This is a genomic window from Gemmatimonadota bacterium (genome assembly GCA_022560615.1).
Lineage (GTDB): Bacteria > Gemmatimonadota > Gemmatimonadetes > Longimicrobiales > Gaopeijiaceae > UBA1138.
Genome location: JADFSR010000020.1, coordinates 24,683 through 50,157 on the forward strand (window position 1 = coordinate 24,683; position 25,475 = coordinate 50,157).

Here is a 25,475-nt window from a genome sequence, read left to right on the forward strand (position 1 = left end):
GAAGGTCTTCGTACATAGATGTGGAGAGGCCTCGAAGACGGGTCGGCGCAGGGCGTGCCGGAGCGCGAGCAGAGGACGAGACGGGAGGACGAGGATGGTAGACGGTACCACGTTCACGGAACGAGAACTCGACATCATGAGTGTGCTGTGGCGGGAGGGATCGGGGACCGTAGCCGAGGTACGTGACGGGCTCCCCGAGGGAGTCGTGTACACGACCGTGCTCAAGATCCTCCAGATTCTGGAGGGGAAGAATATGGTACGTCACGAGCAGGAAGGACGTGCGTACCGCTACTTCCCCGTGGTCGAGCCGGCCGAGGCGGCAGGCCATGCCCTGGGGCGTATCGTGGACAAGATCTTCCACGGCTCCGCCGAGCTGACCCTCGCCCGCCTAGTGTCCGGTCGCAAGCTGGAGCCCGACGAGGTGGCGCGCATGAAGGCGCTTCTCGACGAGGCCCGGGATGAGGGAGGCGGATCATGATCCTCTGGATGGCTTGGTCGACACTCGTCTCGCTGCTTCTCGGCTTCATCGCACTCGCGGCTGAGCGTTCCGTGCGCGCGGCCGGTCGGTCGGCGCGCGGCGTGTGGAGCCTCGCGATCCTGGGCAGCCTCACGCTGCAGGCGTGGGCGCTACTTCGGACCGCCGAAGCTCCCTCGCGCATTCCGACCGCGTCCGTGAGCGAGACGGCCTCCGTCACGATCAGCATGCTCGCCGAGCTTCAGGCGGTCGCATTTTCCCTACACGCACTGCTCGACCGCTACGAGCCGGTCGCGCTCATCGCGTGGGTCTGCGCGGCCGCGGTGGGCGTCGTTGTCCTCCTCGGCGGCTTGGCGCGGCTCGATTTGCGCGCGAGGAGCTGGGCGCGAGCCCGTGTGGCGGGCGAAGACGTGCTGATCTCGGAGGACTTCGGGCCCGCGCTGTTCGGGCTCCGGTCCCCGACGATCGTACTGCCGGCGTGGGCCCTCGCGCTGCCCCCGGACGACCTACGGCTTGCGTGCCTGCACGAGGCCGAGCATCGGAGGGCCCGCGACACGTGGCTTCTCTTCGCCGCCGCGCTCGTCGCCGCGCTCACGCCCTGGAACGCGGCACTATGGTGGAAGGTCGGGCGGCTCCGCGCCGCCGTCGAGATCGACTGCGATGCCCGCGTGCTCGGCGCCGGCGCTTCGCCAACCGCATACGGGGCGCTCCTCCTGGAGCTCACCTCGTCTATGGGTGACCACCGACTCCCGGTGGCCACCTTCGCGAAACCCCCATCACTCCTCGAGAGGAGGTTGACGATGATCGTGAACGATGTGAGCCAAGCAGTACCCGTAGGGAGCCTCGCGGCGCTCGCCGTCTGCACGCTGCTCTTAGTCGCCGCGTGTGAGGTGCCGCCGCCGACCGCGCTGCAACAGCAGAACGAAGAGTCCGCGGACGTCGTGGCGCCGGTTCAAGAGGCGGTCGCCGAGGGGGCTGCTAGAGCGATTATTAGGTTGAGCGGCTCGGCGTTGGCCGGAGACGAGACACCCCTGATCTACGTCGACGGCGTCCGGATCGATAGCTCCGTACGCGACCTCGACCCGGAATCGATCGAGCGCATCGAAGTGCTCAAGGGCCAGGCGGCCCGAGCGATCTTCGGAGACGAGGCCGCGGGCGGCGTCATCCAGATCTTCCTGAAGCTCGGAGTGGCGCAGTCCGACGACGAACGTTTGCGACGGACGAAAACGGCGGCAGCGCTGAAGAAGCCCCCGCCCGGCCTGAGGCTGTATTGAGGCCGTCAGCTCAGTTCGAGCCTCACGAGCTTGCCGAGCCGGTCGAATCCACGGTCGAAGGTCGCGATGGTCCATGAATCGCCTGGCGAGCTCCCGGTTCGGATGCTCTCCTCCGGCCACATACATGGGAATGTTCGAGTCTACGAAGACCTTCCTGGCTTCCTTCACTACGCGTTCGTCCGTCAGCCGACACCGACCGCCTCTTCCACGGTCGCAACATGGATCGAGACCGTATCCTCGAGCCGGTGCGCGTACCCGCCCGCCATCACTACCGCGACCGGAATCGACCGCTCCGCCGCAGCCTCGAGAAGCATGCGGTCCCGCCGCCTCAGACCCTCGAGCGTCATCGACAGCCCCCCTAGCTGGTCGTGCTCGTACGGATCCGCTCCCGCGAGATAGAGGATCAACTCCGGCTGCGGCTGGTCGAGCACCTCCGGCAGCGCACCCTCCAGCAGCTCCAGGTATTCACCGTCCGCCGTGCCGTCCTCCAAAGCGATATCCAGATCCGACGGCGGTTTCAGCGACGGGTAGTTGCTCTGCTGGTGCATCGAAAACGTGAAGACCTCGTCGTCGTCGACGAAGATCGCGGCAGTTCCGTTCCCGTGGTGCACGTCGAGATCGACGACAGCGACACGTTCGACCGCGCCCTCCGACCGCAGGGCCCGCGCCGCCACGGCAATGTCGTTGTACAAGCAGAACCCTTCGCCGTGGCCGGCGTAAGCATGGTGAAAGCCACCGCCGAGGTGCACGGCCACACCATCCTCGAGTGCCGTGCGCGCCGTGAGGAGCGTGCCGCCACACGACAGAGCCATCGCTTCCCGTAGCTCCTCCGTGAGCGGCACCTCCAACTGCGCCCGTTCGCCGAACGACAGCGAGTCCGTCTCGACCTTGCTCAGGAACTCATTCGTGTGAACGCCAGCCAGCTCGTCACGAGTTGCCGGGATCGCTGGGGTGAAGTCGACTTCGGCGAGCGTGCGATCCGCGAGCAGCCGCTCGCGCGCGAGCCGGTACTTGGCGGTCACGAAGACGTGCGGCCCGAGATCGACTTCGTACTTGGGAGACCAGATGACCGAAGGCGCCACAGTTCCGCTCCGTCGCTTGGCTAGCGGCCGGTGACCGCTACCGCTTCCTCGCCAACGTCAGCCCGTCCCCGATCGGGACGAGACTCAAGCTCACGCGCTCATCGTCCTTGAGCTTTGCGTTGAAGCGGCGAATGGCCTCGGTGTCCCCGTCCGTCACTTCGGGGTCGACGACCTTGCCCTCCCACAGGGTGTTGTCGATCGCGATGAGGCCCCCATCACGAACGAGCTGCAGGCAGCGCTCGAAGTACGCCGCGTACCCTTCCTTGTCGGCATCGATGAAGGCGAAGTCGAAGTCCCCCGCCCTGCCCTGCGCGAGCAGGCCGTCGAGACTGTCCAGCGCGGGCCCTAGTCGCACCTCGATCTTGTGGGCCTGCGCGGCCTCCTCCCAAAATCGCTTTCCGATGGCCGTCCACTCTTCGCTGACGTCGCAAGTGATCACTCGACCATCGCAGGGCAACGCCAGCGAGACGACGAGCGCGCTGTACCCGGTGAAGGTGCCGACCTCGAGCGTGTACTTCGCGCCGATCAGCTCGACCAGCAGACCCATGAACTGTCCCTGCTCGGGACCGATCTGCATGTTGGAGTCGGGCAGCGCCGCGGTCTCTTCTCGAAGACGCCGTAACACGTCGGGCTCTCGGAGCGACACGTCGAGCAGGTATCGGTACAGATCGTCGCCCAGATGGTTCGTGCGTCGGGTCACCGAGTCTCCTTGCGCCTTTTAGGTCTCGATCAAGCTAGGGCAACTCCGTCTCGAGCACGCGGTAGCAATACCACGCGGCCGCGCTGCGCCACGGGCCGTAGACATCCCCGAGCGGCTCGAGCTGCTTTGCGGTCGGATATTCGGCGAGCCCATGTACTTTCGCGTACCCTGCGCGCACGCCGAGGTCTCCGACGGGCCACACGTCGGGCCTGTGCAGTCGAAACATGAGGTACATCTGAGCGGTCCAGACACCGATGCCCCGCACCGTCACGAGCCGTCGGATGATCTCATCGTCGGGCTGCTCGTCGAGATCGTGAACGCCCACCTCGCCGGAACGGATCTTCGTCGCGAGGTCTCGGATCGCGGCATACTTGCTCCCGGACAGACCCGCCCCGCGCAGAGTGGCCTCCCTCACCCGCAGAGCCTTTTGCGGTGACACATCGCCCTTGAGCGCCTCGACGACGCGTCCGTGGATGGTCCGAGCGGCCTTGCCCGCCAACTGCTGATAGCAGATCGCGCGCACCAAGTAGTAGAACGGCGTCACCTCGGAGACGGGCAGCCTGATCGTGCCGATCTGCTTCACCCACGGCCCGAAGACGGGGTCCTTCCCGAGCTTGCGACGTCCGCCGGTCCAAACGGTGGTGAGCTTCGGTTCGCTCATCAGTTACCTAGGAACCGCCACCCAGATCAGCCCAACCAGCACCACGACCTGGATCGCGATGAAGGGGATCACACCGCGGTAGATCGACGTCGTCGGGATACCCGCGGGCGTCACTCCACGTAGATAGAAGAGGCTGAATCCGAACGGTGGCGTCAGAAAAGAGGTCTGCAGGTTCACCGCGAGCACGATGCCGAGCCAAGTGAGGTCGACGCCCAAAGCGACGGCAGGCGGCACGATCAGCGGCACGATGATGAAAGCGATCTCGAAGAAGTCGATGAAGAAGCCGAGCAGGAAAACGACCACGTTCACGACGATGAGGAAGCCGAGCGCACCGCCTGGAATGCCCGTGAGCACGCTCTCGATCCAGAGATCGCCATCGAGCCCGCGCAACACGAGCGCAAACGCGGTCGACCCGATGAGTAAGAATACCACCATGATGGTCAGCCTACTCGTTTCCTCCACCGCCGCCTTGAGCGCGTCCAATCCGAGCTGCCCGTGGAGCGCCGCGAGCACCATCGCGCCGACGGCGCCCAGAGCGCCCGCCTCGGTCGGCGTCGCGACACCCGCGAAGATGCTGCCGAGCACGACGACGATCAGAGCGAGCGGTGGCATCAGCGAGAGCACGACGCGCTTGGCGAGCTCGACCCCGGTCGAGCGCTTCTCCGGGGGCAACGCGGGCGCAACCTCCTTGTTCACGGTTGCCAGGACCGCGACGTAGAGCGCGTAGCCCCCCGTCAGGAGCAGCCCCGGTATGAGCGCCGCCCGGAACAGGTCTCCCACGCTCACCCCCATCTGATCACCGAGCACGATCAGCACGATCGAAGGCGGAATGATCTGGCCCAGCGTCCCCGACGCCGCGACCACCCCGAGACTCAGCTTCTCATCGTAGCCGTTGCGCAGCATGACCGGCAGCGAGATCAGCCCCATCGCTGTCACGCTCGCGCCGACCACGCCGGTCGCCGCCGCCATCAGCGCGCCGACGAAGATCACGCCGATCGCGAGCCCACCGCGGAATCTCCCGAACAAGACGGCGATCGTCTCCAGCAGCTGCTCGGCGAGTTTGCTCTTCTCGAGCACCGTGCCCATGAAGATGAAGAACGGTACGGCGAGCAGAACCTGATTCGACATCGTGCCGAACGTGCGCTCCGGCAGGGCATAGAGCAGGACGAGGTCGAAGTGTCCGAACAGCGACGCCGTACCCGCTACGATCAACGCGGTCCCGCCCAGCGCGAACGCGACCGGATAGCCGCTGAAGATCATCAGCAGAACCAGCAGGAACATGCCGGGGGCCCACCCGTTCATGCGGACGCCTCCGGTGGCGGGCCTGGCGTCCCCTCAGGCGTTCCGGATCCGTCTTCTTCGCCCCCCAAGATGTCGATCTGCTTCACGATCTGGCTCATGCCCTGAAGCGTCAGAAGCACGAACGAGAGCAGGATGACGATCTTGATCGGCCACCTGGGCAGCCCGCCCGGATCCGGCGACATCTCTCGGATCGAGAACGAATTCGAGACCGCCGGCCACGACAGGTACAGCATGACGAGCGAAAACGGGATCAGGAAAACGATGGTCCCGACGAGGTCGATCAGCGCGCGCCCTTTCTTGCTGAGCCGCTCGTAAAGCACGTCGACGCGAACGTGAACATCATGGTTGAGGCCGTACGCGGCGCCGAGCAGGAAGATCAGGCTGAAGAGGTACCACTGGGCTTCTCCAGCCGGCGTCAGGTTGAGCGACAGCTTCAGCCCACGAGCCGAATAGCGCAGGATCGCCGTTCCGGCCCCTACGAGCACCATCACCAGGACGAGCCATCGGATGGCCGCCCCAATCTTGTCGGTGAGGCCGTCGATCAACGCGGCCAGCGGCTTGCCGATCTCGTCGTTGATGCGTTGGATGACCGCGGCCGGCCGTTTCAGGAATCGCATGCGCAGATCATGGGCCGGCTCGAGATCTTGGGCAACGCGGCGTGTGTCAGAGCGACGGCACGTCGTCGAGGGGGCGCGGTCTTTCCCGCGGCGACATTGCGTCGTGACTGAGTGGAAAGGGAGCGGAGCAAACGATGCCTGAGCGAAGGGAAGGACCGCGCCCGCTCCACGACCTCCTAGAGCAGGTACCCGCCGTCGACCGGGATCGTGACTCCTGTGATGTGGCGCGCCGACTCGGAACAGAGGAACAGCACGACGCCTGCCACGTCCTGGGGATCCCCGAGTCGGCCGAGCGGCGAGCGCTCCCGAGCCTGATCCAGGATCTCGGACGGCACTCCCTGCGTGAGCCGGGTCGTTCGGATGTACCCGGGTGCAACGGCGTTGACGTTGATGTTCTTCGGCCCGAGCTCGACGGCCGCACTCTGAGTCAGACCGATGAGACCCGCCTTCGAAGAAGCATAGTTGGAGATGCCGAACGCACTCCGGATGCCGTGAACCGACGTGACATTCACGATCTTGCCGTACTCCTGGGAGCGCATGAACGGGGAGACCGCGCGGGTGAAGTAGAACGCTCCGTCCAGATTCGTACGCAGGACAGCCTCCCACTCGTGGTCCTCCATGTGCCACAACGCCCGATCGCGACCGATGCCCGCGTTGTTCACCAGGATGTGCAGCCCGCCCAGCTCCTCATGCGCCTCCGCGACGAAGGAGCCCACATCGCGCGCCTCGCGCACGTCACAGGAGCGGAAGAAGACCCGGACCTCCATCTGACGAAGTTCCCTCGCGACTTCCTGCGCGTCGACGCGAGACTGAGCGCTTTCGTCGAGGAAACAGAAACCGATGTGCACCCCGCAGCGCGCCATTTCGAGCGCGACCGCGCGGCCGATCCCACTCGAGCCTCCTGTAACGATCGCGACCTGTCCACGGAGGTTCATCGTCTCGAAGAACGCAGTCGCTTGGGTCTCGGTGGTGACTTCGTCGAGCAGCGCCTCGACAGCGTCGCTGGTGGTCTCGGAGAGTGGGTGGTCTGCCATGTTTCTACTCTACTCCTTCGGGCACCTTGAGCCGATAGCCGAAGCCTCGAATGGTCTGAATCCAGCCGCCGACCTCGCCGAGCTTGCCGCGCAGACGCCGCACGTGCATGTCCACGGTCCGGGTCTGAACGCGATCGGCAACGCGCGACTCCACGCTCCACGCCTTCTCCAGCAACTGCTTGCGGCTCTGCGTGCGACCGTGGCGTTCGATCAGCGCACGCAGCAGGCGGAACTCGGTGGGGGTCAGCTTCAGCTCCTCGCCCGCTAGGGACGCCTGGTGCGAGCCGATATCTACGCGGATCGGTCCGGCACTCAGGATCCGTCCCCCTGCCGACATGGCGACCCCCCGGACGTGGCGTAGGATCGCGCGCACACGCAACACGATCTCGCGTGGGCTGACCGGCTTGCTCAGGTAGACATCGGCCCCAAGCTCAGGTCCCTCCTTGTGAACTCGGCTCGCGCGCTCAGCCGTGAGTACCAGAACCGGAATACTCGAGGTGGCCGGCACCGCTTTGAGCCACTCCAGCACTTCGCCTCCTCTCCGGCCCGGCAGCGTCCGGTCGAGGATAACCAGGTCCGGGCGCTCGCGCCGAACCGCGTTCAGCGCCTTGGGGTCGCTGCCCACGGTCTCGACACGGAATCCTTCGCGCGTGAGCTCATCCGCTATCAACGCGGCGGTGTCGGGCTCGTCTTCGACGACGAGGACCCGCGGCACTGCTCCGCCGGCAGTGTTCGAACGCGATTCTATGGTGTCAGGGTCGCGGCTTTTTCCCACGATCAGCCCGCGCGGCAGATGGCCCGTACCTCTCCGTCCGTCAGTGTGTGATCGGTCTGCTTGGCGGCGTTGAAGATCCGCATGCACAAGGCCTCGTCGTCCGGGTCGTAGCCGTGCTCTCGGAGCCAGTACCTCACATTGGAGAGTCCCGACATGGGACCGACCTCGATGACCTGCTTGCGGCCGACCATGGCGGCGGGGATCCCCGAGTAGATGCGGTCCGCCAGCCAAGCATCGCCCTTGGCTTCGGCCTTCACGATCGCGGCGGCGTGCACGCCGGTAGCAGTCCGGAACGCGTCACTACCGACGACCGGGTACGAATGCACGAGCGGGACCTGGCAGGCTTCGGCAGCCAACTCGCAATAGGCGGGCAAGCCCGTCAGATCCGCGTCGCGCACCCCGAGTAGCTGCAGGTTGACGAGTATCAGGTCCATCTCCGTATTGCCGCACCGCTCGCCGATGCCCAACGCGGTGCCGTGCACGCGCGTCACACCCGCCTCGATCGCCGCCAAGGTGTTTGCCAGCCCGAAGCCTCGATCGCGATGCCCGTGCCAGTCGACGCCGATGTCCTCGCCGGAGGGCTGGATGATCTCCTCGATCACGAAGCGCACCAGCGCTCTCACGCCGTCCGGAGTCGCGTGTCCAACGGTGTCCGAGAGACAGATACGCTTGGCTCCCCACTCGATCGCTCCTCCGTAGAGGGCCTTCAAGACCTCCGGGCTGGCCCGCGTCGTATCCTCGGTGACCATCAGAACCGGCAGGCCCTCGTTCACCGCGAAGGTGACGGCGGCCTCTGAGGTCGCGACCATCTGGTCGATCGTCCAATCCTCGGCGTATTGCCGAATGGGGGAGGACCCGATGAAGGTGCTCACTTCGATGGGCATGCCCACCCGCTGACTGATGTCGACGATGGGACGCACATCGGCGACGACTGTCCGCGCCGCCGCGTTTGCTTGAATCGACAGTCCAGAATCGACGATCTCCTGCGCGAGCGCGGTAACCGCCTCTACCGCTCTCGGCCCGGCGCCCGGCAGACCGATGTCCGCTGTGTCGATGCCGAGCTGATCCATCATGTGAAGGAGCCGGATCTTGTCCTCGATGGACGGATCGACGACCGACGGGTTCTGAAGGCCGTCCCGCAGCGTCTCGTCGTCCAGCTCGACTCTCGCGGTCGACCAGTCGAAGGTCGGCTCCGATTGATTCCAGTCGTGAATCAGTTCCCGTTCGTCCATGCCCACCGGGTGTTCGAGCACGTGCAACTACGTGGACGAGAAACATAGGCACGCCGGCCCGAGCGGCTACAGTCCCCGATGCCGAGCGCCACGGCTCAGGCCCGCCGAGCGGCCGAGCGCGGAGCCTGGCTCAATGGTCCTAGCGACGAAAGCTCGCCAAGTTGTCGTGGAGGATGCGACCCCGCTGACGAAAGGCCGATACCAAAGCATGCAGCAGACGCTCGAACGGCTGTTGGAGGACCCCGGCGCTCAGGTCGCAGCCGCCCATGCGCGCTCGGCTGATGAGCGGACGCTCGACGATCAGGCCGAGCTCTCCCGAATTCCCGCTCCACCCTTCGCGGAGGAGGAGCGAGCTCGGCGGATGGCCGAGCTGATGGCGGAGGCGGGCCTCGAGCGAGTACGTGCCGATGAGACCGGAAACGTGCTCGCGGACCTGCCGGGAAGTCGAGGCGGCGCGCCGCTGGTGATCTCGGCTCACCTCGACACGGTCTTCCCGGCTGAGGTGGACGTGACCGTCTCACGAGAGGGTCAGTTGCTGCGCGGACCTGGGATCTCGGACGATGCCCGTGGTCTCGCGGTGCTGCTCGCCGTGGCTCGCTGTCTCAGAGAGGGAGGGATCCGGTGCACGACCCCGGTGCTCTTCGCCGCCACCGTCGGGGAGGAGGGTCTAGGAGACCTACGCGGGGTCAAGCACCTCTTTCACGAAGGCGAAGGCCGCCGGGCGGCTGGTTTCATTTCGGTGGACGGAGCCGGACTGGAGCGCCTCGTCGTGAGAGCGCTCCCCTCTCGCCGCTTTCGAATCACGGGACACGGCCCCGGTGGCCACTCGTGGATCGACTGGGGTCTGGTCAACCCGATCCACGCACTGGGAGAAGCGGTCTCCCGGCTCACCGAGCTCGACCTGCCGGTAGAACCGACAACGACGCTTACCATCGCCCGCTGGGGCGGCGGCAAGAGCATCAACGCGATCCCGCAGGACGCATGGATCGAAGTCGATACGCGATCCGAGTCGGACGATCAGCTAGCGGATCTGGAACGGAGGATTCGTGACGCGATTCGCTCGGTCTGCGCCGCCGCGGACGGCACCGGCGGGCCACTCGACATGACGGTCGATGCGCTAGGGCACCGTCCCGGCGGGCAGACGCCCTCCGAGGCCCCCCTCCTGCGCGCCGCCGTCGCGGCAACCCGTCACCTGGGAGCCGAGCCGTTGCTCACGGCGTCCTCCACGGACGCCAACATACCGATGTCGCTCGGAATTCCGGCTATCACGGTCGGTGGGGGTGGGGAGGCGGGGCAGGCCCACACCACGGAAGAGTGGTACCGAAACGTCCGGGGTGTGGAGGGAGTGCAGCGGGCTTTGTATACCGTGCTGCTCGCCGCCGGCGCTGAGGGGTAAGCGACTCAGGCGCCACCATCGACCACGGAGTGATCGGTCACCAGCAACGATCCGACGGCGTCGCGAACGCTTGAGTACCCCCCGATGATCGACTGACGAAGCCGTGACCGTTCCAGCTTCGCGTTCGGCCCCACGACCGTGTGTTCGAGCTCGCAGTGAAACGCGCTCGCGCCGGACTCGAGCGTAACGTTCGGTCCGATGCGGCCACCCCTGACCACCGCGCCCGCTTCGATGCGCACCGGCTCCTGGATCTGGGCACCCTCGACCGTGGCTGCCGGGTCCACGCCCCCGCGACCGGTCCGCAACAGGTGCTCGTTTGTCTCGAGCAGCGTCTCGGGCTTCCCAGCGTCCCACCACCCCTCGACCGGAGCAGGGAGAATGCGAGAACCTTGATCGACCATGTACTGGAAGGCGTCCGTGAGGTAGAACTCGCCCGCCTTGCCAGGATCTGAGCTCATGGTGTGGCGGATCCCGTCGAAGAGCAGCGCGTGATCCCGGATGTAGTAGAGCCCGATATTGGCGAGCTTCGAGATCGGTTCGGACGGCTTCTCGACGATGCGGGCCATGTTACCCGCGTCGTCGGTTACGATCACGCCGTAGCGTTGGTAGTCTTCGACTTCCATCGCCCAGATCACTCCGCCGTACCCGGGATCCAGGTCTTGGATCAATCCGTAGTCGACCTCGATCACGGCGTCAGCGAATACGATCAGGACCTCTTCGTCGATGTACGGTTCGGCCAGAGCCACCGCGCCGGCCGTGCCGTCCTGGACCTCCTGTAGGACGTAGTGCGCACGCAAGTCGGGGTATTGCTCTGAAATCCAGGCTTCGACCGTGTCACGTAGGTACCCTACGATGAAGACCATCTCTTCGACCCCGAGCTCCACCAGGTCGTCGAGGATGAAGCTCAGCACAGCTTTCCCCGCAACCTTCAACAGAGGCTTGGGGGTACTGAGCGTGAGAGGCCGGAGGCGCGTACCCTTCCCGGCCAGGGGGACAACGGCTTTCATCGTGTCCGGGCATAGCGAGGTCGGTTCAACAGCGCCACACTATAAGGCCTGCCGAGCAGACATAGTAGGTCTCACGGATGGGTGTGTCGCGATGCGCCTTCGAAGGGACTGAATCGTGATGATGACGCGAAGAATCGTTTCAACAGCCGTGATGCTGACCGCGTGTGCGGCAACGCCTGCCGGTGCTCAGGAGGCCGGTTTCATCGAAGTGACGGGCACCGGTTCCGTCACCATCGAGGCCGACCGGGCCCATGTGTCGTTCGCGGTTGAGACTCGGCGCACCGCGGCCGCGGCCGCGGCGGCCGCCAACGCCGACGCCATGGAGAGTGTTCTCAGCACCCTCCGCTCGGCCGGGCTCGAGGGCTTGAGCATCGCGACCTTTGGATACTCGCTACGTCCGGAGTACAGCCGAACGGGTGCAGACCGCAGCGGGGTGCCCGTGATAGACGGCTATACGGCGGTCAACAACGTGCGGGCGACCATCAGCGACGTGGAGTCGGTGGGCGCGCTCATCGACCTGGCGATCCAGAGCGGAGCGAATCGCATCTCCGGCGTCGCGTTCAGTGCCTCGAGCGCCGAGGCGGCCCAAAGCGAAGCACTGATCGCCGCCGTCGAGGACGCTCGGGTGAAAGCGACTGCGATCGCGACCGCCCTAGGCCGGGAGCTCGGGGAGGCTCTGGAGGTGCGCGGGGGCTCCGGGCAGCCGACGCCAAGAACGGAACTGGGATCCCTGAACCTCGCTCGCGTGAACACTCCCGTCGAGCCGGGGGATCAGGTCGTGCGTGCGAGCGTCACGGTGCGCTTCGCTCTCGGTTCCGGAGACTCGCCGGGTTGACCGGACTCCTGAGAGGGTTCACCCAGAATCGGGCCCACACAGACCCAGCCTCCGAGGACCGTCGCCTCAGGGGGCGGACCTACGCGATTCCGTTCGACAGGGTGTGGACCGAGTCGGTGCACGTCGCTCATGAACGGATGCGGGGTTGGACCGTCACCGTCGAGGACGACGAGCTAGGGGTGCTGGAAGCCGAATCGGCCACGCTGGTCTGGCGCTTCGTAGACGACGTCCACATCTCCGTCGGGCTGGATGAAGACGGTCAGACGCGGGTCGACGTCGCCTCCGCGTCGCGAGTGGGACGGGGAGACCTAGGCCGGAATCCACGGACGATTGCCCGATTTCTGCGCGTGCTCGATCGGGCCCTCGACGTGCAAGCCAGCCAGATCCTCGACCCGACGCTCACCGCTGGCGGGCAGACGACGTGAGCCCTAGCGGCCCGTGGTAGAAGTACAGTGGGCCGCGCGCAGGGGTCTCGCGAGTTCAAGAGTAGGAAGGACGACGAGTCGTAGCCGTAGCTACGGCGAGGAGGAGAGACGACCTATTGGGCCGCGACCCCCCTGCGCCCAACACCAAGTCCGCCAATACCTACCGATTCGTGGGTTACGGTGGCACGGCCCCATCTCCGTCGTTGGAGCTCCTATCCGTAGCGACGGCTATGGCGTCGTCGCACCGCCTAGGATCTGGAGCCGTGGCACCGTAACGCGGCCCGCTGTACTTCTACCACGGGCTGCTAAGGTCGCGGCAATCCTTCTCACGTGCGCCGGCTTCGCCTGCACCGAGCCGGCACCTGAGTTCTTCGTGGAGGCCCCAGGCGCGGCTCCGAGCGACACATCCCGTAGCTTCCCAGGCCGGTCGTACGAACGGAATTTCGTGTTCGCGACGGTCACTGGGGACAGCCTCCTCTTGGTCCCGTGGCTCTTCGAGACGACGACGCGGCCGGGAACCGTCGCGCGCGAGGCCCGCGGCTGGCTGGCCCGAAGCGGCACGTGGGAGGCGTTTTTTGCGGAGCGGTGGGAAACCCCACCCACGCGGATACCCACTCGCATCCTCCCGCACGGCAGCCTGAGGCTCGTCGTGCGTGAGGGCAACGCAGTGGACGGAATCATCTACGACGATGGGACCCGGAACCTGGAGCTCGCGCTAGGGAGCGTGCTCACCCAGTGGGGCGGCCCCCGCGGAGAGGTGTTCCAACTGCTCGACGCCTCGCTCTATCTATCGGAGCGGCGGCTCGGTGGGATTGTGCTCGACATGGCGCGCGGTTCCTCAGCCGACACCCCGCGGGCGGGCGATTGGGCGTTCCTGGTCTCCGGTGACTCTCTGCAGCTCGTGTTGCAGGGTGAAAGTGAACACCAGGGTGAGCCGCTGCCCACTTACCGAGGTTGGGCGCGGCTTGACTTCGGGAATCTGCAGTGGAGCACGCTGAATGTGGACTGGGTGGAGACGAGTGCCTTTCAACCCGCACGGCGCGATGTACCGGTCTCCTGGACCATTTCCTCACCGGAAGGCGACCTTCAGGGCGTGCTCGAAGTGCGCTCGGCAGATGTGCGCGCCGGGCAAGGCAGCGGTCCCGTGCTCCCGGTGCAGGCGCTGTTCGAGGTAGAAGGCACCGTGACCATCGAAGAAAGGACGTTCCCCATACGTGGTCTCTTCAGGCACGAACGACGGTAGGCGCGTGGACTTCGCCAACCATTCTCCAGAGACGGTCCGCTCTTGAACGAACAACTCATCAAGGCCGCCTTATACATTTTGGCCGGGGCGCTGTCGGGCGGGCTCACGAACACAGTCGCGATCTGGATGCTCTTTCACCCGTATGAGCCGCCGAAGCTGCTGGGCCGTTGGCGGCTGCGCTTCTTCCAGGGCGCGATCCCGAAGAACCAGCCGCGCCTAGCGGCCGCGATCGGCAGGACCGTGGGCGATCGGCTTCTGACGGCCGAGGACCTGACGAAGACGTTCACGGACGAGACCTTCCGGGCGGCCTTCGACGACCGCTTGGCAGAGTTCCTCGACGGGGTCCTCAACACCGAGCGCGCAGCCCTGCGCGATATGATTCCAGAGCGGGTCATGCCCGACATCGAGGTGCTGCTCGATGAGGGAATCGACAAGGCGCTGGCACAACTCGACGCTTACCTCGAATCCGAGCGTTTCGCGGAGTCGATGCAGCGGCGCGCCGCCGACCTCGTCGAGGCGATCAAGGACGAACCGATCGGCAGTTTGATCACGTCTGCCAGGGGTGCGGCGGTGGAGTCAGCCGTCGAGGAATGGCTCCACAATGCGGTCGACAGCGAGGACTTCAAGACGGCGATCGAGGACTACCTCGACCGAGCGGCACGGCGCCTGCTCGAGCCGGGCCGGACCTTCGAAGAGATCCTCCCGCCCGGTCTAGTCGGGACGGTGGAGAAGGCGATCGCGGGCTACTTGCCGCTCGCCGCGAAGCGGCTGGGCCGCCTGCTCGAGGACGACACCGCGCGTGCGCGCTTCGAATCCACCCTACACGACCTGCTCCAGCGCTTCCTGAGCGACCTCAAGTTCCATCAGCGGGTCGTCGCTCGCCTCGTGATGACGGAGGACACCGTCGACAAGGTGCTCGACACCATCGAGGCGGAGGGCTCGGAGCGGCTCTCGGAGATCCTACGAGACAGTGCGGTGCAGGAAGCCATAGGCCGTGGGGTCAACGAGGCGATCGTGGACTTCCTCCGACGTCCGGTGTCCGACGTGCTCGGTGAGGCGGACGACCCGAGCGTGATCGAGTCACGCAATACGCTCGCTGAATGGATCGTCGGCATGGCACGCGACCCGGGAACGCGAGAGTTCCTTGTCGAGAAACTGCACAGGGGCTTGGAGAAGGCCGGCGACCGCACGTGGGGCGAGGTGCTCGAGCGCGTTCCACCGGAGCGCATCTCGGAAACGCTGGTTTCCGCCGCACGCTCACATGCCGCGCGGACCGCATTGGGCGATGGCATCCGAAAGCTCGCTCGTGGCCTGCTGGACCGCCCGATCGGGACCCCTGCACGATGGCTGCCGGAAGACGGGTCGGCGCGGCTGGAGGCCGCCCTGGGTGACCCGATCTGGGATTGGCTAGAGACGCAGATCCCGACGGTCGTCGCGCAGATCGACGTGAGGACACGTGTGGAAGAGAAGGTCCTGAACTTCCCGGTGTCCCGCATGGAAGAGATCGTGCGAAACGTGACGGACCGCGAGCTGAAGTTGATCGTTCGGCTCGGCTACGTGCTGGGCGCCTTCATCGGTGTGGTCCTCACCGTGCTGGACACGCTCTTGCGGTAGGGACGGGACCGCTCTACTGCACTGGCTCAACGGTCCTCCGGCCCCTCCACGTTGAAGCCGCGGCCTCTGCTCGTACTGCGGACCCTGGGCTGACGCTGCAGCCACGCGACCGGCGAGATAGATCGCTTGACGCTTCTCCGGCGCCGGCCCCCACCCCGCTCCATCACGTCCTCGATGTCCTCGATCCGCTGTGTATAGCGGCCTGGTAGGCCAAGCCACACGCCAAGAGCGAGTGCGAGCACGGCGCCGAGGATCTTGAGCGTGAGAATCAACTCATTGCTTCGTAGCTGTCTCGAACACCAGGAGTCCGAGGCCGATGGCTAGAATGATCGCAACCGCGTTCGTACCCACCGCGACCAGGGCGATTACGGCCCAAAACACCGCATGGGTGAAAATGTACCCGCCGGGAACCAGGTCGCGCATCGTCGGGCTTCTCGTTGAAGTGGAGTGGCCTCAGAATATGTGAAGGCTAGTCCATCGCGTCCATCGGGTCCGGACGCTCGGAATCGCCCGCCCGCTTACGGGCTTCGGCCAGATATCCCGGCTCGAGTCGCAGCAGGTTGCAGATCTTCCGCATCAGGTAGTCTTCCTTTTCAGCGAGATCGCCGTCGGAGTAAACCAGCCCCCACATGATCTCAGCCAAGACCATCTTCTGACCGAGTGAGTAATTCTCGGCGATCAAGTTCGTGAATTGCCACAGATCGATCGCTTCGTCGCGTGCTTCCTGCGCGAGCTCGAGCAGCTTCCCTGCCTCTGCCTGGCCGAGGCCGTATTGACGCCGAATGGCCGACTCGAGGTGCTGGCGCTCGTCGTCGGTGAACTCGTCGTCGGCGTGTGCCAGCTCGAGCAAGAGTGCACACGCCGCGAGTCGGATGTCCGGCGCGCTCTCCGCCTTGTCCGCGTCCGGTGACGGACTCATCGACGACTTGAAGAAGTTCTTGATGGAGTCGAGCATGGATGAATCTCCGATTCAGAAGTCGATCGAGCGCACCCTGCGCACGCCAGCCCGAAGAGGGAGCCAGGTCGCCAGGATCGTAAACAGAAGCGCTCCACTCACGCCGAGCACCAGCGGGATCGAACTCACGTGAGCCGAGCCACTCTGGAAGCGGGACTGCAGGAAAAGATACACCGGCCAAGCCTCGAGAACGATGACACCTGCCAGGTAGGTCACCGCCGCCATCATGAAGAGTAACCCCCCGAACGAGGTCGGGATCTCGGCGACGTTCTCGGTATCGTAGTTGGGGTACAATGCACCCAGGCCGAGCGCGAGCGACGTCAGCGCGAACGTGATCCCGATCATGGTGAGCGTCGTGAGGACCAGGATGAACGGTGAAGCCTCGAGAACGATGTTGGTAACCACGATGAGCGGCAGTGCCACCACGAGCAGGGGCACGGTGCCCACCCAGTACTTCGACCAGAAGAGCGCGCGCACGTCGAGCGGCGACGAGCGCAGCAGCCACATCATTCGCCCTTCGATCGACATCGCAGGAAATACGAAACGGGCCGCGATCGCCGCAACCACGAAGCCGGCCAGCCCCAGGTTCAGAAAGGACACCACGTTGATGAGCAGAAACGACACCTCCTCACCTGTATAGAGTGGCAGCACGGTGATGTTGTAGACGTAGACCACGACCAGGACGCCGAGCAAGATCAGCTGGGACCACTGCGTCGTGTCCCGAAAGAAGACTCGGATCTCCTTCGAGACCAGTACGCGCGTGCTCGGCCCAGCGCGCTTCAGCAGCCGGTCGACGACCAGCGAGCGGATGCGCCCCTCCCTGCGCTCAGCGCCCTCCTGCGCACGCGTGAAGCCGGCTTCGAAGTAGTGTCTGTGAAGCCATCCGCCCAATACCAGGAAGGCGGCGGCCGTACTCCACAGGAAGAGGAACGGGAACCAGTCGAAAAAGCCATTCAGGTAGGACATGAGTGTGCTCGCCGCCCACTCACTCGGAAGCCAGACTGAGGTAGGCGTGCGCAGGACCGCGACGAAGTCGACGAGGTCCTGGAACTCCTCGGGGCGCATCAGACGCTCGGGCCGCAGGAAGCGTAAGAGCGCGAGCACGCCCGCGGCGGCAAGCAGACCGATCAGCGCAAGCAGGTCTCGCGTGCGCCGCGCCGGAAACACGTTCACGAGGACCAGCGTCAGGGCACTCCCGATGACCGCAGGCACGATGAGGAACGGCAGCAGCGTCCCGATCGTGAGCACGTAGTACTTCCAGTCCGCGGTGTACGCCACGCCGTACGCGCTCAGAAGCGGCACCGCGAGCAGCGCGACCATCCAGGACGAGTCCACCACCGTTTCGATGAGACGCGCCGCGTACACTTTCTCCGGCTCCACAGGGGCCGCGACGATGAGGTCGAGGTCGTCCGAGAGGAAGAACGTAGAGAGAGCGGTGATCACGTTGGAGAGCACTAGGATCATCAAGAACGTGACGAACGCCAGCCCGAGCAGCTTGCTAGCGAGCAGATCGCCGATGCCCTGGGTGCCCCGGAAGTAGAGCAGCATCCGGAAGATGACCGCGAAGATCAGCAACCAGAAGAAGAGCCCTCCGAAGCCGAGAAGCAGACCCTTGAAGAGCCGACCATCGGACGTGCGGGCGCGATTGATCTTGGTGCGGATCTTCGGGCCCAACAGCAAGAGAATGCCCGGGCTCCTTCGAAGCGCGGCTCCGTTCACCGTTGCAGCACCTCGCGCAGGCTCTCGATTACATCCGCCATGGCCTCGCCGCCCGTCACCTTGAGGAAGATCTCTTCCAGGTGCGCGCCCCCCACCTCCGCCTGGGAGCGAAGCTCGTCCATCGTGCCGAGCGAGATGATCTCACCTTCGTTGATGATCGCGATCCGGTCACAGAGAAGCTCGGCCACTTCCATCGTGTGCGTGGAAAGGAAGACGGTTCCGCCGTTGTCGACGAAGGTGCGGAAGAGATCCTTGAGCAGGCGAGCCGAGCGCGGGTCGAGTCCGACCATCGGCTCGTCCACCACGATGAGTTCGGGCTGGTGGATGAGCGCCGAGCTGATGAGGATCTTCTGCCGCATGCCGTGTGAGTAGCTCTCGATGAGCTCGTCCTTCCACTCTGTCAGTTGGAAGAGCTGCAACAGGCGGTCGGCTCGCTGCTCGACAGCGTCACCCTCCTGGCCCCACAGCCCCGCGACGAAACGCAGGAATTCGGCGCCGGACAGCTTCTCGTAGAGGAACGGCCGGTCGGGGATGTAACCGACGCGCGCCTTTGCCGACTCCGGCTTCTTCGCCAGGTCGTCCCCACCCACCAAGACCTGTCCAGCAGAGGGACGGAGAACCCCAGCCACCATGCGGATCGTCGTGGTCTTCCCCGCCCCGTTGGGGCCCAGGAAGCCGAAGATCTCACCGCGGTGGACGTCCAGGTCCAACCCCTTAACGGCGACAAAACTGCCGTAGCTCTTCTTCACGCCCCGAAGTTGCAGCATTTCGCTGGAACGAGAACGGGCCTCGTCACGAGGGGCCATGACGGCCGCATCGGTACCGTGCGCTTCGGTCACGGAGCTTCCATCTCTAGAACCTCGATCTCCAGGTTGCCGATGAGTCGGACGATCTCGACTTGCTGTGCGAGCCCGCCAGTCACGAAACGAATGTGCGATGCGTCCGCGGGGTACTGCCCGAACGTGGGGTCGACCGCAACCCACTCGTCGAGCCAGACCTCAGGCCAGGCGTGGTAGAAGAACGAGCCGTTGAGGTAAACAAGCCCGACCGCGGTCCTGGCCGGAAGCCCGAGCGCACGCGCGAGCGCTATATACAGGACCGTGTGCTCGTTGCAGTCCCCCTGCCGGGTCTCGAGGACCTGAACCGCGTTCGGGATGGAGAACGTGATGCTCTTTTCGAGCATGCCGTAGACGGACCGGGTGAGCTCCAAGGCTACGCGTTTCGGGTCCTGCCTCCACTCGCTGCGCCAGGCGGTGATTCTCCGTGCATGCTCCACGATTCGCGGATCGTCGCTTTGGATGAGGGGCTCGGGCTCGAGCACCTCCCGAAGATCCATGAAGCTGTACGGCAGCCGGTAGCCCGGGTCGAGAGCGGCCCAATTCGCCCGCCGAACGATGAGTGTGTCACCGCGAAGCTCCTGGCGCCCCCCGTCCAACTGGAAGCCGGACAGATCCACGCCGATGAGTCGGAAGCGCAGCTCCTCGAATGCCTCGACATTCTCGAGATCGACGTTGCTCCGGACCGCAGTGGAGAGGATCACGTCGTCGTCGATCGGTGATAGGGCCGTGAGCCTCGCGTCTTCCTGAGCCTGCCTAGCCAACTCGTACTCGGTCTTCTCCATCGAGAATCCGAGTGGGCTAGAAGAACGGAGAATCCGCCCGTCTTCGTCGACCCAACTCTCGATTTGAATGCCGCCGAAGACCTCTACGATCTTCCAGGCCGGGATCGAGTCCGTGTGCGCCGGAGACCACCTTCCGGCGTCGTCCAGCGTCACGCTGTCGGTCACGAAGAGTGTGTCGAAGTCGAGCACGCGCACTTCGACGGTGCGCATGCTCAAAGTCGTCGGATCGAACACCTGAAGCCGGTGCCGGTCACCAACCTCCCAACCCTCTCCCATCGCCAAGCGAATCGGTACGATATTCGACAAGATCGGCGGGCGGGACAACCGAAAACTCAGGTGCTGTTCGCTTCCTGCGGAAACGATCGTGACCTCCAGTGTCGTGTCCGGGCGCAGTATCCCGGACGCCTCGAAGCGTCCGACGTCGCTGTCGAGTGAAAATTCGAACGTCTCCATGACGAGCGAAGGGCTCAGCTTCACGCGGGTGCGCGCAACGGCCACGCCGGTCTGGCCCAGCGCGGGAAGCTCTAGGACCATCAGATCCTCGAGCTCGAAACCGTCGGGCACCGTGTCGAGGCGGGAACTCGCCTGACCGACCGTACGGGCACCCATCGTCAAGGTGTAGAAATGGATCCCCGGCGCGAGCGAGAGAGCCGCCTCCGCGAGGCGTGCGAGCTCCGGCTGGAAATATTCGCGACGCACCTGCCAACCGACCATGGCAAGCCAGACCAGCAGAATCGCGCCACCCAGGATCCGTCTTCGCATCGGGAGTCCTCCAAGTCGCCGGTAACCACCCCCCTCTACGAAGTCTAATGCGTACTGAAGTGCACGCGTTAGGGAATTTCTGCACGAGTAGCGGACGGCGCCACCGCAAGCGGGTACCCGAGAGTCAGTACTCCGGCGCGCTCCGCCGGCTCGTCATCTCGGCCACGAGCCGCTCGAACACGCGGCGCTCGTACTCCGAGCCGGTGACGATCCTCATGTCGAGGGGGGGTTGGCCCTCGTCCAGGTGGAAGAAGAGCATCTCCAGCATCGCCAGCGCAGAGTCTTCCACATCGAGCCGCCCAATCCCCGTTCCGAGCGGCGGCAACGCCAGCGACTCGAGTCCCCAATCGGCTGCTCTTCGAAGGCTATTCCTGAGCGCCTTCTGGACGGACGCAGGGGTTTCCGGCTCGTCCGGCTCGGACACCACAGCATGGATCACGAAGTCCGCGCTCAGGCCTCCAGCCGGAGTAATGACCGCTCCGCCCAGCGGGATCGCGCCGATCTGCTCGAGCTTGTCGTTCATCGTTTCGCCCGCGCCCTCGGCGACGTCACGACTCGCGGCCGTCACGGGCGCGAGGTCGGAGCGGATCGGCCTGAGGATACCCTCAGTTTCCTGCTCGTAGAGCGCACCGAGTAGGACCTGGATCATCCCCGCGACAACTCCCGGGCCCGGCGGTACATGAGCGTCGCTTCCTCACCCATGTGCTTGCGGTCGTAAAGGTGGCCCAGCGTGTAGAACGCCCTGGCTTTTTGGGGTTGAAGCACGGTGGCACGTTCCAGCGCTTGCATCGCCTCATCGAAACGACCCAGGCGGTTGAGCGCCTCGCCTCGATAGTAGAAAGCCGGCCCATGTGCGTCGTTCTGCTCACAAACCCAACTGAGGTCTTCCTCCGCCATGGTATACACCCCACGGCGGAAGTGGAGAATGCCTATGCTCGCCCGAACCGAGACGTCCTCGGGGTCGAGTCTCTGCGCGCGACGCAGCAACTCCTCCGCGTCGTCGTAACGGCCCATCGCCCCGAGCACCGAGCCGTAGTTGTTCAAGAGCTCGACGTTCTCGGGTTCGATGAGCTCGGCCGCCTCGAATTGCTCGAGCGCGAGCTCCAGACGGCCCAACTCATCGTACAGCACACCCAGGTTGTTACGCGCCTTCAGGTTGGCCGGGTTCTGGACGAGGATGTCGCTGTACAACGCAATCGCCTCGTCGATGCGACCGTCTCGCACGAGGTCCTTCGCTCGGCCGAGCCGCTCTCCCGCCGGGGCGGCCGGGACGGCCACACCCTCCTCGGGCACCATCTCGAAGGGGACGGGAACACGTGCCTCGTCTTCGTCGGTCGGGACGGCGTCTTCAGTCCGCTCGGGTTTCCGCTCGGGCTCCTCAGCGGTCTCCAGCTCTGCCGCGACCAAGTCGTCCTCGGCCTGCGCCTGCTCGGACGCGGCCGACTCTTCCTGGCGGAGACGGACGGAGAGCTGGCCGAGGACGACTCCGAGGTCCTTTTCCACAGGAACTTCCACAGGAGCTTCCACAGGAGTCTCCTCGGAATCATCCTCGGCCGGCTCTTGCTCGGGCTCGCCGTCCTCGTCCTCGTGCGGCGCTTGCATGTCCGAGAGCATGTCCGTCTGCGCGACCTCGTGTTCAGCCTGCTTCTTCGGCTTCCTGGTCCGCGGTTTCTTCGCCACGATTACGCCCCCACCTCGTTGGCGACCCAGGCGAGGTACGGCGCGTGTCCCCCAGAGACCGCGACCACGAGTATCTCGGGTACAGCGTATGGATGCAGCTCGACCGCGCGCGCCTCGAGCGCTTGCGCTCGCTGCTGAACAGTCTTCAGAATCACCATCGCCTCGTCGTCCCGCTGAAGCTCGCCATCCCACCAGTACATCGACACGATGTTGGGCACCACGCTGGCGCACGCCGCCAGCCGCTCGGACACGAGAGTCAGGGCAAGAGTCTCTGCCGTCTCGGCGTCGGGCGCGGTCATGATCACGGTTACGACATCGGTAGGCTTTATAGTCATTGATCAGTACGAGGTGGCGTCCGCCGCTTCTTCGGAGTACAGCTCGTCGATCAGGGAGTCGAGCCGTTCTTGAACAACCCCTCTCTTGACCTTCAGGGAGGGCGTAAGGAAGCCGTTTTCGATAGTGAACTCCTCTTCGAGAAGCGCAATTTTCTTAGGCCTCTCGAACGAGGCCAGGTCGGAGAGCATACCGAACACCTCGCGCTCGATGTGCCCTAGCACCGCGGCCGAGCTCACGAGCTCCGCCCGATCGCTCCACGAAACGCCGTTCTCGCTCGCCCATGCCTCGAGTGGACCAAAGGCCGGCACGACGAGCAGACAACAGTACCGCCGACGGTCACCGATCATGACGACTTGCTCCACGAACCGGTTCGTCGAGAGCAGGTTCTCGATCGGCTGTGGCGCCACGTTCTTGCCGCCGGCCGTGACGATGATGTCCTTCTTCCGGTCCGTGATCTTGAGGAAACCGTCCGGGTCGATCTCGCCGATGTCGCCCGTCGCGAACCAGCCGTCGGCATCGATGACCTCGTTCGTGGCGTCGGGCTTCTTATAATAACCCTTCATGACTTGGGGGCCTCGGACGAAGATCTCGCCGTCGTCCCCAATCTTGACCTCGGTACCCGGCACGGTCTTCCCTACCGTGCCGATCCGGAAGGCATCGAGCGAGTTTATGTTCGTGAGGGGACTCGTCTCCGTGAGGCCGTACCCCTCGAGAATCGGCATGCCGATAGAGTTGAAGAAGCGGTTCAGCGTCGGCGCCAACGGACCGCCACCGCTCACGAAGAAGCGCAGGCGACCGCCGACCGCGTTCTTTACTTTCGAGAAAACCAGCTTGTCGGCGAGGCCGTACTGGAGCGCGAGCAGCCCACGTGGCTTCCTTCCGGCCAGGCTCAACTCGGTAGCACGGTCGGCGACGTCGACGGCCCAGTCGATGAGCTTCTTCTTCATTCCGCGCGCGTCCATCACACCGTTGTAGATCTTCTCATAGATGCGCGGCACTGACACGACTACGGTTGGGCGGACGACCTTCATGTCATCCACCAACGTCTGCATCGAGCGCGGGTAAGCCAGGCGGCACCCGTTCGAAAAGAAGAGGTAGTCCGCCATGCGCTGCAGGATGTGAGAGAGTGCCAGGAAGCTGATGGTGTTGTCGGCGTCGGTGACCTCGAGCATCATACGCGCTGCGACAACGTTCGACCCGACGTTGTTGTGCGTAAGCATCACGCCTTTCGGATCCCCGGTGGTGCCGGACGTATAGAGGACGGTCGCGACGTCGTCAGGCTGAGCCTCCAATGCGCTCGCCCGAAAGTCCTCGTCCGACCACGCACTCGCCCGATCCGCGCCGGCTGCCAGGAACGAGGCCCACGACATCACTCCGGCGGGCAGATCCGCGATCGTGTCGAACACGACGATCAGGATTTCCTGAGGGCACTCCGCCGCGGCCTCCTGGGCCTTCTCCATCTGCTCCCGCGTGGAAACGAAGACTAGCTTCGCTCCCGAGTCCTCGAGCAGGTAGGCGACTTGACGGACGCCTAGCGTCGCATAGATGGGAACATCTATCACCCCCGCACACAGACAACCGTAGTCGACCAACGCCCACTTGGGGCGGTTCTCGGAAAGGATCGCCGCGCGGTCACCACGTTCGACCCCCTGTTCCGCCAGTGAGGCAGCCACACCCTTCACGATGCGGCGCGTCTCGCCATAACCGATCCCGGTCAGCTCGGTCTCCGACGTCAGCCGCTCGAACGCGGTCTTTTCGCCGTATTTGTCGACCGCCTCGAAGAAGAGACGCGTCAGCGTCGTCTCGGGGACGGGGGTCTCGTTTGCTACGTACGTGAGTGTCGTCATGCGATGGCTCCGCAGCGCGGTCAGGCTCGCTCGACTCGAATGGAGAAGGCGATATCGGGATGGAGGGAGTGCAGCACGCTGCAGTACTTGTCCCGCGACAAATCGATCGCCCGCTGCAGCTTAAGCTCGTGCTCGGGTCCGGGCCCCTTCACGCGATACACCAACTCGATCGCGACGAACCTGCGTGGTTCGCTGTCGGCTCGCTCGCCAATGACTTCGACATCGAGCGCCTCGAGCGGTACCCGCGACTTCTGCAGAATCAGGACCACATCGATCCCCATGCACCCGGCAAGGGACAACAGCAACTGCTGCGTAGGCGACGCACCCTCGTTGCCATCGCTGTCCATGGTCATCTCGGGGCCGCCATCCGCGCCTCCCCGGAAGACGAGCCCTTCTCCGGCCCACCGGAGCCGGACCTTTCGGATGTTAGAAGAGCTCATCGGGCGGCGGCGCCTCGGCCGATGGCTCGTGAGCCTCCCCGCGCAACTGTGCCAGGGCCGATCGCGCGTGTCCGACGTGGTCCTCCGCATCCCCATCCTTGGGAGCCTGAGCGAGGAAGGCTTCCAGGTGCTCGATCGCGCTCTCGGGGTCCTCGCCCCGAAGCAAGAGGAAGGCCAACCCGTAGTGTGCACCGGCCGAAGCCGGGTTCTTTTGCAGGACGTGCCGATACGTCTTGGCGGCTTCCTCGTTCATGCCGATCCGGGTGTAGCAGATCGCGATCTGCTGGAGCACGGTGCCGTCGCCTGGCGCCTCCTTCAAGGCCAGACGGAACGAGGTCAGAGCCTCGTGGAACTTGCCGTCCGTGAGAAGCTCGACGCCCTCGTTGTAGTAGTCGACGCGCGGTGCTTCGCCGCCGCCAAAGAGCTTATTCCAGAACGCCATT

The 25,475-nt window shown here is 64.8% G+C and carries 28 protein-coding genes; 7 read left to right on the forward strand and 21 right to left on the reverse strand.

Features of this window, described 5'->3' with window-relative positions; translation table 11 throughout:
• The first annotated feature begins 94 nt into the window (after window positions 1-94).
• On the forward strand, window positions 95-478 hold the full coding sequence (locus IIB36_12360) for a BlaI/MecI/CopY family transcriptional regulator (GenBank protein MCH7532532.1): 384 nt from the start codon (window positions 95-97) through the stop codon (window positions 476-478).
• A complete protein-coding gene (locus tag IIB36_12365) occupies window positions 475-1,749 on the forward strand; it encodes a TonB-dependent receptor plug domain-containing protein (GenBank protein ID MCH7532533.1) in 1,275 nt (424 codons plus the stop codon). Before IIB36_12360 ends, IIB36_12365 begins: the two co-directional genes overlap by 4 nt.
• A 182-nt stretch (window positions 1,750-1,931) precedes the next feature.
• Here the strand turns inward: IIB36_12365 and IIB36_12370 are convergent, their stop codons facing one another.
• From IIB36_12370 to IIB36_12405, 8 genes are all read right to left on the reverse strand, one after another.
• On the reverse strand, window positions 1,932-2,831 hold the full coding sequence (locus IIB36_12370) for a histone deacetylase (GenBank protein MCH7532534.1): 900 nt from the start codon (window positions 2,829-2,831) through the stop codon (window positions 1,932-1,934).
• 37 nt (window positions 2,832-2,868) lie between these two features.
• Window positions 2,869-3,531 (reverse strand): class I SAM-dependent methyltransferase, encoded by a 663-nt coding sequence (locus IIB36_12375; GenBank protein MCH7532535.1) that lies wholly within the window; start codon window positions 3,529-3,531, stop codon window positions 2,869-2,871.
• A 34-nt stretch (window positions 3,532-3,565) separates the two neighbouring features.
• Window positions 3,566-4,192 carry a DNA-3-methyladenine glycosylase 2 family protein gene (locus tag IIB36_12380; protein MCH7532536.1) on the reverse strand — a complete coding sequence of 209 codons (627 nt, stop codon included), beginning with the start codon at window positions 4,190-4,192 and terminating at the stop codon, window positions 3,566-3,568.
• 3 nt (window positions 4,193-4,195) lie between these two features.
• Window positions 4,196-5,494 carry a TRAP transporter large permease subunit gene (locus IIB36_12385; protein ID MCH7532537.1) on the reverse strand — a complete coding sequence of 433 codons (1,299 nt, stop codon included), beginning with the start codon at window positions 5,492-5,494 and terminating at the stop codon, window positions 4,196-4,198.
• Window positions 5,491-6,111 carry a TRAP transporter small permease subunit gene (locus tag IIB36_12390; protein MCH7532538.1) on the reverse strand — a complete coding sequence of 207 codons (621 nt, stop codon included), beginning with the start codon at window positions 6,109-6,111 and terminating at the stop codon, window positions 5,491-5,493. The genes IIB36_12385 and IIB36_12390 overlap by 4 nt, the downstream gene beginning before the upstream one ends.
• Before the next feature lie 176 nt (window positions 6,112-6,287).
• On the reverse strand, window positions 6,288-7,145 hold the full coding sequence (fabG, locus tag IIB36_12395; GenBank protein ID MCH7532539.1) for a 3-oxoacyl-ACP reductase FabG: 858 nt from the start codon (window positions 7,143-7,145) through the stop codon (window positions 6,288-6,290).
• 4 nt (window positions 7,146-7,149) lie between these two features.
• The gene (locus IIB36_12400) at window positions 7,150-7,860 is read right to left on the reverse strand and encodes a response regulator transcription factor (protein MCH7532540.1); all 711 of its coding nucleotides are present in this window, start codon (window positions 7,858-7,860) and stop codon (window positions 7,150-7,152) included.
• Window positions 7,861-7,922: 62 nt separating this feature from the next.
• Window positions 7,923-9,152, reverse strand: coding sequence for a 2-isopropylmalate synthase (locus tag IIB36_12405; GenBank protein MCH7532541.1), 1,230 nt, complete (start codon window positions 9,150-9,152; stop codon window positions 7,923-7,925).
• Between the two features lie 208 nt (window positions 9,153-9,360).
• On the opposite strand from IIB36_12405, the gene IIB36_12410 reads away from it, so the two are divergent.
• Window positions 9,361-10,548: a M20/M25/M40 family metallo-hydrolase gene (locus IIB36_12410; GenBank protein ID MCH7532542.1), complete on the forward strand. Its 1,188-nt coding sequence runs from the start codon at window positions 9,361-9,363 to the stop codon at window positions 10,546-10,548.
• Between the two features lie 5 nt (window positions 10,549-10,553).
• Here the strand turns inward: IIB36_12410 and IIB36_12415 are convergent, their stop codons facing one another.
• Complete coding sequence (locus IIB36_12415; GenBank protein ID MCH7532543.1) at window positions 10,554-11,555, reverse strand: NTP transferase domain-containing protein; 1,002 nt, start codon at window positions 11,553-11,555, stop codon at window positions 10,554-10,556.
• A 118-nt stretch (window positions 11,556-11,673) separates the two neighbouring features.
• Here IIB36_12415 and IIB36_12420 point away from each other — a divergent pair, with 118 nt between their 5' ends.
• The 4 genes from IIB36_12420 to IIB36_12435 all read left to right on the forward strand — a co-directional run bounded on the left by IIB36_12420 (window position 11,674) and on the right by IIB36_12435 (window position 15,672).
• Entirely contained in the window at window positions 11,674-12,390 is a 717-nt protein-coding gene (locus IIB36_12420) for an SIMPL domain-containing protein (protein MCH7532544.1), read from the forward strand.
• Window positions 12,387-12,815, forward strand: coding sequence for a DUF1499 domain-containing protein (locus tag IIB36_12425; protein ID MCH7532545.1), 429 nt, complete (start codon window positions 12,387-12,389; stop codon window positions 12,813-12,815). Before IIB36_12420 ends, IIB36_12425 begins: the two co-directional genes overlap by 4 nt.
• Window positions 12,816-13,260: 445 nt before the next feature.
• The gene (locus IIB36_12430; GenBank protein MCH7532546.1) at window positions 13,261-14,058 is read left to right on the forward strand and encodes a hypothetical protein; all 798 of its coding nucleotides are present in this window, start codon (window positions 13,261-13,263) and stop codon (window positions 14,056-14,058) included.
• 42 nt (window positions 14,059-14,100) lie between these two features.
• The gene (locus IIB36_12435; protein MCH7532547.1) at window positions 14,101-15,672 is read left to right on the forward strand and encodes a DUF445 family protein; all 1,572 of its coding nucleotides are present in this window, start codon (window positions 14,101-14,103) and stop codon (window positions 15,670-15,672) included.
• Window positions 15,673-15,698: 26 nt separating this feature from the next.
• Here the strand turns inward: IIB36_12435 and IIB36_12440 are convergent, their stop codons facing one another.
• The 12 genes from IIB36_12440 to IIB36_12495 form a co-directional block, all read right to left on the reverse strand.
• Window positions 15,699-15,944: a hypothetical protein gene (locus IIB36_12440; GenBank protein MCH7532548.1), complete on the reverse strand. Its 246-nt coding sequence runs from the start codon at window positions 15,942-15,944 to the stop codon at window positions 15,699-15,701.
• Window position 15,945: 1 nt separating this feature from the next.
• The gene (locus tag IIB36_12445) at window positions 15,946-16,095 is read right to left on the reverse strand and encodes a hypothetical protein (protein ID MCH7532549.1); all 150 of its coding nucleotides are present in this window, start codon (window positions 16,093-16,095) and stop codon (window positions 15,946-15,948) included.
• Window positions 16,096-16,141: 46 nt separating this feature from the next.
• A complete protein-coding gene (locus tag IIB36_12450; protein MCH7532550.1) occupies window positions 16,142-16,627 on the reverse strand; it encodes a TerB family tellurite resistance protein in 486 nt (161 codons plus the stop codon).
• A 15-nt stretch (window positions 16,628-16,642) separates the two neighbouring features.
• On the reverse strand, window positions 16,643-18,346 hold the full coding sequence (locus tag IIB36_12455) for a hypothetical protein (protein ID MCH7532551.1): 1,704 nt from the start codon (window positions 18,344-18,346) through the stop codon (window positions 16,643-16,645).
• On the reverse strand, window positions 18,343-19,113 hold the full coding sequence (locus IIB36_12460; protein ID MCH7532552.1) for an ABC transporter ATP-binding protein: 771 nt from the start codon (window positions 19,111-19,113) through the stop codon (window positions 18,343-18,345). Before IIB36_12460 ends, IIB36_12455 begins: the two co-directional genes overlap by 4 nt.
• Before the next feature lie 68 nt (window positions 19,114-19,181).
• Window positions 19,182-20,729, reverse strand: coding sequence for a transglutaminase domain-containing protein (locus tag IIB36_12465; protein ID MCH7532553.1), 1,548 nt, complete (start codon window positions 20,727-20,729; stop codon window positions 19,182-19,184).
• Window positions 20,730-20,853: 124 nt separating this feature from the next.
• Window positions 20,854-21,378 carry a macro domain-containing protein gene (locus IIB36_12470; protein ID MCH7532554.1) on the reverse strand — a complete coding sequence of 175 codons (525 nt, stop codon included), beginning with the start codon at window positions 21,376-21,378 and terminating at the stop codon, window positions 20,854-20,856.
• A complete protein-coding gene (locus IIB36_12475; GenBank protein MCH7532555.1) occupies window positions 21,375-22,409 on the reverse strand; it encodes a tetratricopeptide repeat protein in 1,035 nt (344 codons plus the stop codon). The genes IIB36_12470 and IIB36_12475 overlap by 4 nt, the downstream gene beginning before the upstream one ends.
• A 2-nt stretch (window positions 22,410-22,411) precedes the next feature.
• Window positions 22,412-22,744 carry a divalent-cation tolerance protein CutA gene (locus IIB36_12480; protein ID MCH7532556.1) on the reverse strand — a complete coding sequence of 111 codons (333 nt, stop codon included), beginning with the start codon at window positions 22,742-22,744 and terminating at the stop codon, window positions 22,412-22,414.
• A 3-nt stretch (window positions 22,745-22,747) separates the two neighbouring features.
• The gene (locus tag IIB36_12485; protein ID MCH7532557.1) at window positions 22,748-24,592 is read right to left on the reverse strand and encodes a long-chain fatty acid--CoA ligase; all 1,845 of its coding nucleotides are present in this window, start codon (window positions 24,590-24,592) and stop codon (window positions 22,748-22,750) included.
• A 20-nt stretch (window positions 24,593-24,612) separates the two neighbouring features.
• The gene (locus IIB36_12490) at window positions 24,613-25,032 is read right to left on the reverse strand and encodes an OsmC family protein (GenBank protein MCH7532558.1); all 420 of its coding nucleotides are present in this window, start codon (window positions 25,030-25,032) and stop codon (window positions 24,613-24,615) included.
• Complete coding sequence (locus IIB36_12495; GenBank protein ID MCH7532559.1) at window positions 25,019-25,474, reverse strand: tetratricopeptide repeat protein; 456 nt, start codon at window positions 25,472-25,474, stop codon at window positions 25,019-25,021. The genes IIB36_12490 and IIB36_12495 overlap by 14 nt, the downstream gene beginning before the upstream one ends.
• Between the last annotated feature and the right edge of the window lies 1 nt (window position 25,475).